10 protein-coding genes are annotated in these 10233 nt (G+C 72.0%); all 10 read left to right on the top strand.

The genetic code is table 11. The features are described from left to right. Positions 1-598, top strand: a 598-nt coding sequence (locus ACFW2E_RS31150; protein ID WP_384470422.1) for an SDR family NAD(P)-dependent oxidoreductase, incomplete at its 5' end; no start/stop codon positions are given. Positions 599-760: 162 nt separating this feature from the next. Further along, on the top strand, positions 761-1417 hold the full coding sequence (locus ACFW2E_RS31145) for a ScbR family autoregulator-binding transcription factor (RefSeq protein WP_384470419.1): 657 nt from the start codon (positions 761-763) through the stop codon (positions 1415-1417). A gap of 438 nt (positions 1418-1855) precedes the next feature. After that, the gene (locus ACFW2E_RS31140; RefSeq protein ID WP_384470416.1) at positions 1856-2479 is read left to right on the top strand and encodes a ScbR family autoregulator-binding transcription factor; all 624 of its coding nucleotides are present in this window, start codon (positions 1856-1858) and stop codon (positions 2477-2479) included. A 258-nt stretch (positions 2480-2737) separates the two neighbouring features. Then, complete coding sequence (locus tag ACFW2E_RS31135; protein WP_384470413.1) at positions 2738-3559, top strand: BTAD domain-containing putative transcriptional regulator; 822 nt, start codon at positions 2738-2740, stop codon at positions 3557-3559. 119 nt (positions 3560-3678) lie between these two features. Beyond that, positions 3679-4629: an SRPBCC family protein gene (locus ACFW2E_RS31130; RefSeq protein ID WP_384470410.1), complete on the top strand. Its 951-nt coding sequence runs from the start codon at positions 3679-3681 to the stop codon at positions 4627-4629. Positions 4630-4640: 11 nt separating this feature from the next. After that, positions 4641-6002, top strand: a complete 1362-nt coding sequence (locus tag ACFW2E_RS31125; protein WP_384470407.1) for a hypothetical protein — start codon at positions 4641-4643, stop codon at positions 6000-6002. A 38-nt stretch (positions 6003-6040) separates the two neighbouring features. Continuing rightward, positions 6041-6886, top strand: coding sequence for a 4'-phosphopantetheinyl transferase family protein (locus ACFW2E_RS31120; protein WP_384470405.1), 846 nt, complete (start codon positions 6041-6043; stop codon positions 6884-6886). A gap of 289 nt (positions 6887-7175) precedes the next feature. Continuing rightward, on the top strand, positions 7176-9257 hold the full coding sequence (locus tag ACFW2E_RS31115; protein WP_384470404.1) for a condensation domain-containing protein: 2082 nt from the start codon (positions 7176-7178) through the stop codon (positions 9255-9257). A gap of 544 nt (positions 9258-9801) precedes the next feature. After that, positions 9802-9999, top strand: a complete 198-nt coding sequence (locus tag ACFW2E_RS31110) for an acyl-CoA carboxylase subunit epsilon (protein WP_384470403.1) — start codon at positions 9802-9804, stop codon at positions 9997-9999. A gap of 34 nt (positions 10000-10033) precedes the next feature. Next, positions 10034-10233: carboxyl transferase domain-containing protein (locus ACFW2E_RS31105; RefSeq protein WP_384470402.1), on the top strand; the 200-nt coding region annotated here is incomplete at its 3' end.

The raw sequence follows: 10233 nt of genomic DNA, 5'->3' as shown, positions 1-10233 counted from the left end.
GGCGGAGATATACCGGGTGGTGGTCGTCTGCCGCGCGCCGCTGGACGCACACATGGTGCAGGACCTCGTCGAACGCCACGGCCGTCTGGACGCCGCCTTCAACAACGCCGGTGTGGGACTGGCGAGGACACCGCTGCACCTGATCGAGGACGAGGTGTACGAACTGGTGATGGAGACGAACGTACGGGGCGTGTGGAACTGCATGCGCCACGAGATCTCGGCCATGCTCGAGGGCGGTGCGGGCGGAGCTATCGTCAACACCAGCAGCGTCGGGGGGCTGGTCGCCTCCTCGACGGGCGCCCCCTACATCGCCTCCAAACACGCGGTGATCGGCCTGACCAAGGCCGCGGCCGTGGAGTACGCCGGGCAGGGGATACGGGTCAACGCCATCGCCCCGGGCCTGACGCGCTCGGAGATGGTCGACGGGTGGTTCGCCGCCTCGCCGGGCACCGAGGAGCGGGCCTACCGGTCCGCACCGCAGCAACGGGCCGCGGACCCCGAGGAAGTGGCGGAGACGGCCGCCTGGTTGTGCAGCGACAAGGCGAGCTTCGTCACCGGTGCGACGCTTCCCGTGGACGGGGGCCGTACCGCCTGGTGAATCCGGACGATCTGCTGTGGACCGGTGCGTGGCTCGTTCTCGTGCCGGTCCACGGGCATATTCCTGCCGTGCGGGCATTCCCTCGCCCGAGCCGGGGTAACGGGCTCGAAGTGGGGTAAGGTACCTGACGTTCGGTTTTGTTTTCAATTGAGGAGGGGTCCCATGGCGCGGCAAGAGCGTGCAGTACGGACCCGTCGCGCTGTTATCGAGGCCGCCGCCGCGGTCTTCGCCGAGCGCGGCTACACGGCGGCGACCATCGCCGAGATCCTTGACCGGGCCGGGGTCACCAAGGGCGCCCTGTACTTCCACTTCGACTCCAAAGAGGCCCTGGCGCGCGGAGTGATCGAAGCCCAGATCACCAGCGACTACTGGGTGCCGCGCGAGCTGAAGCTGCAGGAGTGGGTGGACATCTGCATGACGCTGGCCTACCGGATACCCAAGGAGGTCATCCTGCTGGCCGGCATCCGCCTCTCCGCGGACCTGCAGGGGCGGGCCCTGTTCGGCAGCGCCTGGCCCGCATGGATGGAGGTCGTTGGCAAGAGAATCGCCGAGGCCAAGGAGCAGGGGGAAGTGCTGCCGCACATCGACCCCCAGGAGACGGCGGAGTTCTTCGTCGGGGCCTGGCTCGGCATGCAGGCGCTGTCCGAGGCGTACGCCAACTGGACGGACCTGAGCGAGCGCATCTCCATGCTCTACAACTACATCCTTCCGGCCATCGCCACCCCCGCCGCCCTGATCAAGCTGGACATCGCGCCTGATCGAGGCTTCCGGGTCGTCCAGGAAGTCGAACGCGCCCAGGCACTGGCGTCCGAGGACTGATCTCTTCCGGCGTCCTTCGCCCGCGGAACCCATCACCCCGTCTCCGTGAGCGCGTGTCGCGCGTACTAACAAACCCGACACCTGGTTTTCTGCGTCAACAGTGGCCCCGTGACTTCCTCGTCGCACCACGGTCATGGCCGGATCTGTTTCTCGCCGAACCGACTGACCCCTACAGCCCGAATCCATAACATACCGAGATGCTCTTTTCAGGTTGATTTCAGAGGTCATTGCCGGAGATCATAGGAAGCGCTCTACCCCGAGGTGAGCAGCCAAATTAACGATGTGTCACTCTTGAGCCGCACAAGGATCACGCCGCTCCGGCTCTAGCAAACCAACCAATCATGCGGTTTGCTAAGGTGCTGAAACGGATTGCCGCAGGCCCGAAGGTGAAGCGGACTGATCATTTCCGCATCGGCTCGAGCCCAGGAGGAGGGCGTGATGGTCAAACAGGTGCGAGCTGTTCGTACGCGCCAGGCCCTCATCGTCGCGGCGGCCGAGGTCTTCGCCGACGAGGGGTACGCGCTGGCCACCCTGCCCGTGATCAGCAAACGGGCGGGGGTGAGCACCGGAGCACTGCACTTTCACTTTCCCAGCAAGGACGCGCTGGCCAGAGAGGTCGAGGGTGCCGCGGCGGATTCCATCGAGAAGATGGCCGAACACTGTCTCTCCTCGGCCGACACCCTGTTGCAGTCACTGGTGAACGCCACCTGCCGGCTGCTGGCCGCCGTCGCGAGCGACCCCGTGGTCCGGGCGGGCTTCAAGCTGGGCAGCGATCCGTCGCGCGAGGGCGGGGCCGGGGTGCCGCAGTGGTGGTGCGCCTGGGTCCACGATCTCGTCGTGCAGGCGCAGGACGCGGGGGAGTTGGCGCACGACGTGGCGGCCGAGGACGCGGCGGCGGCGATCGTCGCGGCGACGGTGGGTTTCGAGGCGCTCGGTGAGGTGGACGACGAGTGGCTTTCGAGGGAGCGGGTGGCCCGGTTCTGGTCGTTCATCCTGCCGCGCCTGGCCGCATCGCCCCAGAACATATTGGTCAAGCCAATGGGTGAGGTCGACGCCGAGTGACCATCGGCGCAAACAAAACAGCGCACATGGTTTGGTAATCGGCCGGTCAAGCCTCCGATGCGGCGGCCTGCGGGTTCTGTTTTTGTGTCCCATATGTTCATGTCAGCGGAGAAGATCCTGCCCATCTTGAGCAGATCTCGCGTGCTGATGGAGGGCAAGCAGGATGGCCGGTACGGTATTGACATACCGCCCGTGCTGTTTTTTACTCGGGTTGCTAGGAATCCGCTCTAAGGCAGCCAGCAGCGACGGGGAGACGGCGTGGACATCGACATACTCGGCACACTCGCCGTGCGGGAGAAGGGCGTCTCGATCACCCCGACGGCCCCCAAACCACGTCAGGTGTTAGCCCTGCTGGCACTCGACGCCGACCAGGTGGTGCACGTGGACACCCTGAGCGAGGAGCTCTGGGGCGCCAAGCCGCCCCGCAGCGCCCGCCCCACACTGCAGACCTACATCCTCCAGCTGCGCGAGATGATCACGCTCGCGCTGGACAGCGGGGACGAGCCGGAGGACCGTTCCGCGAAGGACGTCCTGCTGACCGTGCCCGGCGGCTATCTGCTCAAGAGCGGTGGAGGCACCAGCGACGTCCGCGAGTTCGAACGGCTCGCCGGCATGGGATACCGGGCCATGGACGCCGAGGACTACCCAGGCGCCGCCCACCGGCTGCGCGAGGCGCTCGCGCTGTGGACCGGGCCCGCCCTCGCCGACGTCCACGCGGGCACCCATCTGGAGACCCAGATCAAACGGCTCGAGGAGAGCCGGCTGTGCGCGCTGGACCAGCGCATCGAGGCCGACCTGCGGCTCGGCCGGCACCGCGAGCTGCTCGCCGAACTGACCGTGCTCGTCAGCCGGTACCCCACCCACGAGAGCCTGTGCGGCCAGTACATGCTGGCCCTGTACCGCTCCGGCCGCCGGGGCGAGGCGCTGGACGCCTACCAGCGGCTGCGCGCCACCCTGGTGCGCACCCTGGGCCTGGAGCCGTCGCCCGCCCTGGGCAAGCTGCAGCGTTCCATCCTCATGGCCGGGCCGGAGAGCGTGCCGCCCGCCGCCGGGTCCGGCCGGCTCACCGCCATCGGCTGAGCCGACCCCGCAAGCCCGGCCGGGACGAGCGCGACCCGAGCGCCACCTCCGTATCCGTTCGAGTGCCGCTCAAGGCGCACGGCGCACTTTTGAGTACACACGGAGGAGGGGGGACAGGCATGCCGTCCGATCGAGGGCACTCGGCCCAGCACACCATCTCCGTCGCCGCCCCCGCCGGTGTCGTCTACGGCATGCTCGCCGACGCCGTCCGCTGGCCGGTGTTCCTCTCCTCCCACGTCCACGTCGAACGGATGGACTTCGACGGGGTCACCGAGCATCTGCGCATGTGGGACATGACGGCCGACCACGTCCGTTCCTCACGCACCCGGCGCGTCCTCAAACCGCAGTCACGGTCCATCGAGTTCGAGCAGCAGGACACCTTCTGGCCGGACGCCCCCACTACCGGGGCCTGGACCGTCGAGACCCAGGACGACGAGCGTTCCCTGGTCACCCTGCGCCACGATCTGCCGCCGGCCGGTCCCTACCGGTCCGCGGCCCACGACGCGGAGGCCGACGTCCGCGCCCAGCTGGAACGGGTGCGGGAGATGGCCGAACACTGGGAGAAACTCGACGAACTGCTGCTGTCCTTCGAGGACAGCGTGCTGGTGGACGGGCCCTTCGAGCTCGTCTACGACTTCCTCTACCGGATCGAGAACTGGGCCGAGACCGTCCCGCACGTCGAGTGGACCAGCGTCACCGAGGACCAGCCGGGCGTGCAGCACGCCGCCATGGACACCTGTGCCGAGGAGACCGGCGAGACCGTCACCGTCGAGGCCGTACGGCTGTGTTTTCCGCACGCCGGACGGATCGTGTTCAAGGAGACGGTCACGCCCGAACTGATCGCGGCGCACGCGGGGGAGTGGTACCTGCTGCCCGAAGAGACCGGGGTGCGGGTCGGCTGCACCCACCACGTCCTGCTCAGGGAAGAGGCCGTGGCCCCGGTCCTGGGCGAGGAAGCCGTCCTTGCGGATGCCCGCCGGTATGTGCGCGAGTGGCTGGGCCGCGCGAGCACCGAAGCGCTGGGCCTGGCCAAGTGGCATGCGGAGAGCGCCGTCCGCCGTCTGCGATGAGGAGGCCCCCGATGGCCCTCACCCGACCGGCTCCGTCCGGGGAGCACACCGTCACCGCCACCGCGGAGCCGCGACCGGCCCGCGAACGGCGAAGGGCGGCCGTCTACGCCGAACTGCCGCCGCCCGTCGAGGTGGCGCTGCGCACGGTACGGCTCGAGGCACAGCTCGGCGATCCCGCCGACCCCGCCAACCGCTACGGCCTGCCCGCGCTGACCGCCCTGGAGGGTAGCGACGGTCCGCCTGCCCCAGCCGACCTGCGCGCCGAGTTCCTGCCCCGCGCCGCCGGAGGGCACTTCACCACCGCAGACCAGCTCGTACGGGTGCTGCGCCCGCTCTTCCGCCGGGACCTCGCCCTCGGCCACGCCTGGGCCACCCGCGTGCTGCCGGCGGCGGCCGACGGAACCCGCCCGGCACCCGATCGTCCGGCCGAACTGGCCGCGCTGCTCGGGCCGGCGGCACTGATCGCGGCGACGGCCACCGTACTGCGCACGGCCACCCGCGTCGTCGCCGAACTGGGCCCTCAGGAACCCTCCGTCCGGCAGTGGCACGGCACGCTCGCCGGCGACTTCGCCGACCTGCTGGCCTGCGAGAGCCTGACGACCGTGGCGCTGCGCTCCCTCGTCCTGCCCGCCGAGGCCACCGCCGTGCTCACCGCAACGGTCGGATACGTCGTCCCGCAGGTGGTGGCCGACATCCACAACGACCTCGAACTCGTCCTGAACGAGACCGGGTTCGCGCCAGGCAGCCTTGAGCAGCGCACGCTCGCCAAGGTGACCGCCGACCTCGCCGCCGGCGGACAGTGGCCCGACCCGGCCGCCTGCCGGGCACGGCTCGTCGCCGCCCTGCCCGACCTCGCCGGGACCGGACAGCCCCCGGCGGACACCGCCGCGCTGTTCAGGATCGGCGATCCGGCCGGGATCGGGGCCGACCTCCTGCCGGAGGGCACCGGATGCCACCACGTGCTGGCCGACGCGCTGGCCACCGCGGCCGCGGCCCGGCCCGCCGAGGCGGAGGACGGCGCGCTCGCCCGCGCCGCCCGCCGGCTGCGCACCGAGCGGCGCATGCTGCGTCTGCCGTCCCTGCAGGCGGCCGACGCCTCGACGGCCGACCCCGCCGCGCGGGCGCTCGCGGACCGTCAGGCCCTCGTGCTGCTGGCCGCCGCCGTGCTGGGCGTGCGCCGCGCGGCCGGCCACACCACCTTCCTCAGCAGCCCGGACTGGGCCCTGCTCGCCCTCGTCCGCATCACCGAACGGCTCGGCGTCCCGCGGCCGCCCGTGCCCGCCGACCCGCGCGAGGACGTATGGGCGGAACTGGCCGAGCGCGGTCGACGCGACCTCGACTGCGACGTCTACGCCACGAAGTCGCTGTGGTGAGCGGCCGCGAGGACGACGAGGGACACGAGGACCAGGTCATGACCGGCACAGCAGACCTCGCACCGCCCCTGCCGGCGCCCCTGCACATCGCCGGCCCCGAGGGGCCGTGGGAGCCCGTGACCGACGCGGTCGAGTCCACCGGGGCCGCCGTGGTGCACACGACCTGGGGCGAGTGGCTCACCGTCACCCTGCTCGACCCGCGGCTGCGCACGCTGCTCGGGCACGACTGGCCGCGCTACCGGCAGACCCGCGCCGCCGTCGGGCGGCTGCGCTTCGCCGTCTCCCGCGTGGTCATGAAGTACGCGGCCGGGGCGGCCCTGCAGGTGCCTCCCGACGTCCTCGACCTCGCCTACAAGCCGGGCGGGCGGCCCCATCTGCGCGGCCTGGGCGAGGAGCTCGAACTGAGCCTCGCGCACACCGACGAGCTGATCGTGGTCGGCGTCAGCGGCACGGGCCCCATCGGGGTGGACGCCGAACCCGTCGGCCGCCAGGCGCCCTTCGAGCTGCTGGGCGAGTACGTGTGCACGCCCGCGGAGGCGGCTGCGCTCGCCACGCTGCCCGAGGCCGAGCGCACGCTGCGGCTGCTGCAGCTGTGGACGCTGAAGGAGGCGTACACCAAGGCCCTCGGACAGGGCATGCGGCGCCGCTTCGCCGCGTTCGGCTTCCGCCGCGACGGCGAGGGGCGCATCAGCCTGGCGGAGGAGTCCGAGGGCGCCCGCGCGTGGGCCTTCGCCGCCCATGTCGTCCAGGGGCGTTATCTGGTGAGTACCGCCCACCGGCCCTCGCGCGGCCCCGGGGACGCTCCGTCGCAGGACGACCCGGTGTTCGCGAAGGCCGTGGGCATGCCGGGGTCACCGGGGCGGTGGCGCTCCGGGGACCGATGAGGAAGGACACGGGCACCGAGCCCCGGCCCGTTTGCCGGGCGGCCGGGGACGCGGCGCGCGGGCGCCCTCCGGCGGGGCCGACGGCGGTGTCGGCTCCGCGCGGGGCGCGGGTGCCGGCGGAGGCGCGCGGGACGCGCGGCCCGTCGGAACCGGATGCGCCGGGTTTGCCGGAACACTGGGCACACTTTGCGCAGAAACGATCCGAAAAGGATCTGGAACGAGCAGAAAAGGGGGGCAGGGAGCCGGTCCTCTTCGCCGTGGCGGCGGGTTTCGGTGCCCGGGACAGCGGATGAGCAGCCATCACCTTTCCGAGGACACCGTCCTCGCCGTGGTACACGAGCCGGGCCGCACAGCGCCCCGGTATCCCTTCGTGCTCGAGCTGTGCGGGCCGCTGGGCACCGCGGAGGCCGAGAGCGTGGCGGCCCGGCTCGCCGAACGGCACCGCGCGTACTCCGTCACCGTCGACGACGACGGCGGACGGCACAGCCTGAGCCTCCTGCCCACCGGGCCGGGGGACGACCGGCAGGAGCCGCTCACCGCGGAACTGCTGGCCGACGTACTGGCCCTGCTGCCCGGCGTCGAGGGCATCGTCCCGGCCACCGGGCACCAGCGCGAGCTGATCCTCGCCGCCGCGTCCGGACCGCCCGACCGCCATGTCGAGCAGCTCTTCTGGAACTGGTCCGGACCGCTCGACACGTCCCGCTTCGCCACGGCCTGGCAGTCGCTCGTCGACCGCGAGGCCGTACTGCGGGCGTCGTTCGACTGGACGGCCGCACCACGCCTCGTCCTGCACGACCGGGCCGAGATCGAGGTCGTACGCCACGCGCACTCCACCGTCACCTGGGGCGACCTGGTGAAGCGGGACCGGGCGCGCGGCTTCGACCTGCACCGGCCCGGCATGCTGCGGGTTACCCTGCTCGACGCGCCGCCGGGGCCCGCGGCGCAGGACTGGTTCACCCAGAACTGGTCGCCGCAGGACCGGCTGCCGCCGGAGCGGGCGCCGGTGCGGGTGCTGCTGACCTACCACCGGGCCCTGCTGGACGAGCGCGGCGTCCATCTGCTGCTGCGCGAGTTCTTCCGCGCGTATGTCAGTGACGGCACCCTGCCCGGCGGCGAACGGCGGCCCGACGTCCGCGACCACGCCCGCTGGATGGCCCGTCAGGACCCCGGCACGGCACGCGCGTTCTGGTCCGCGGCCGCGCCCCCACCCGGCGCGGCCGTCCGGTCCGGCCGCCCCGGCGGCCCCACCGGGCACACCGGACCCGGCCGGCTGCAACGCCGTCTGCGGCCCCCGCAGACCGCGCGACTGCGGTCCTGGGCGGCGATGCGGGGCGTCGGCGAGAGCAGTGCGCTGCACGTGGTGTGGGCCCTGCTCCTGTACCGGGCGGCCGGAGCCGAGGGGCCGGTGCCGGTCAGCTTCGGCGTGCACCTGTCCGGTCGGGACGTGCCGATGCAGGGCGCCGCGGGCATTCCCGGGCTGCTCGGCAACCCGCTGCCGATGACCGTCACCGTCGATCCGGCGGCTCCCCTGGTCGAACTGCTGCACCAGGTGCGGGACACCGCGTTCGACCTGATCGCACACGCGTGGGTGCCCGCCGAACGGGTCCGTGCCTGGAGCGGCCGGGGTGAGGACGGCGACCTGACGGACACGGTCGTCGTCTTCGACAGCCGGCCCGAACTGCCCGAGGCGCTGCTCACCGAACTGCGCGAACTGGGCGTCCAGGTGGACGTCCCGCAGAGCGTCAGCGGCGACACGGCACTGCCGTTCACGCTCGTCGCCCAGCACAGTCCCGAGGGCGGGCTGCTGCTGACCGGTCTGTACGACCGGGCGAGCCTGGCGGACGGTGACGCGTCGGCGACGCTGTCGCAGTGCGTGCAACTGCTGCGCTCCCTGCCCGACCACCGGGACCCGCAGTGCACGGTCGCCCAGGTGCTGGAGCCGCTGAGCGCATCCGAAGTCCCCCGGGTGGCCCCGCGTTCGCCCGCGCCGCGCGGCCTCGCCCTCGCGGTGCTGCGCCCCGGCGAACCGCTGTCCGACGTCATCTGTCTCATCGCGGTGCCCGGTGTTCCGCCCGGTGCCTACGAGGTCCTCGCCCGTGACCACCAGGGGCCCGAGCGGATCGTGGTGCTGCGCATGGAGGGGCCGGCGGATGTCTCCGTCTCCGTCCTGCGCGAGATGTTCGCCCCGGACCGCCGGCTCGTCCTCGGCGGCTGCGGCCCCGGCGGCAGCGCCGCCTACGAGATCGCCCGGCGCGGACCGGACGAGCCGGACCTGGCCGTGGCCGTGGTGATGACGGGAGTGGGCGGCACCGGAGCGAGCGCCCAGGCCCTCGCCCGGGGGTTGAGGTCGGTGCGCGCGAAGGACTTGTGACCGGGGCGGGCGCCCGGGGGCGGGGTGCTGCGGCGGCCGGCCCGGCCGGGGGGACTTCGCCGACGCGCGGAGCGGTGGTGCGGCGCCCGTCTTGCGGGGCGGGGCCGTTGCACGAGGAGTGACGGCACGGGATCGGGTCAGCCGTGCCGCCACGCCCGGATGCAGACGCCGTGGCCGCCGGCGCGGGCCCCCTGCGTCTGCTCGCGCGGCGTGTTTGGGCCGCGCGTCCGGTCGCGCGGGGGTCCGGCCGGCCGGCCGGGTGACAGTGGCGCGAGGCCGGTGGGATCCGTGGGCGCGCGAGAGGCGGTGGCGCGGGATCCGTTCCGCACGGGTCCGGTGCCGTGGGCGACGGTGCTGTCAGGCGGGTCGGGCCCGGGGTGGAGGGGGTTGTTCGCTCCCTGACCTCCCGCCGCCCTCTCACCCCCGCGCGCACGGACCCCGTGTGAAAAGTGCCGTAAGCGCTTTTCACACCGGTTCTCGAGTCGGGGAGGAGTGGTTTTCGAGCGGCCCGTTCGACGGTGTCCCAAAAGCTGGAGGAGAGGGCATGGGCGAATCGGGCCAAGCACAACTGGCGCTGCGCATCGAGCGCGGGCAGGCGAGCGACGAGGAACTGGCCGCGCTCACCGTCGTACTGCTCGCGCTGTATGCGGAGGCGCAGGAGAGCGAGGCGGGGCGTCCGGTCAACGGATCCCGGTGGTGGAGGAGGCCGCACTCCTACCGGGCCCCGCGCAGCTGGCAGTGACGGATCTCGGTGCTTCAGGAAGGAACCTGACCACATGTCAACGACGATTGACTCCGCTCCGGTCGAGACCGGTCCGGCCGACATCCGCGGCCGGGTGGCAGAGCTGCACGCGATCCGCGCGCAGGCGCTGGCGGGTCCGAGCGAGAAGGCGACGCAGGCGCAGCACGCGAAGGGCAAGCTGACGGCCCGGGAGCGGATCGAGCTGTTGCTGGACCCGGGTTCCTTCCAGGAGGT

Source organism: Streptomyces sp. NPDC058964, assembly GCF_042741275.1.
Classification (GTDB): Bacteria; Actinomycetota; Actinomycetes; order Streptomycetales; family Streptomycetaceae; genus Streptomyces.
Note: the sequence above shows the minus strand (reverse complement) of the source record. Positions and strands in the feature narration are given on the sequence as shown.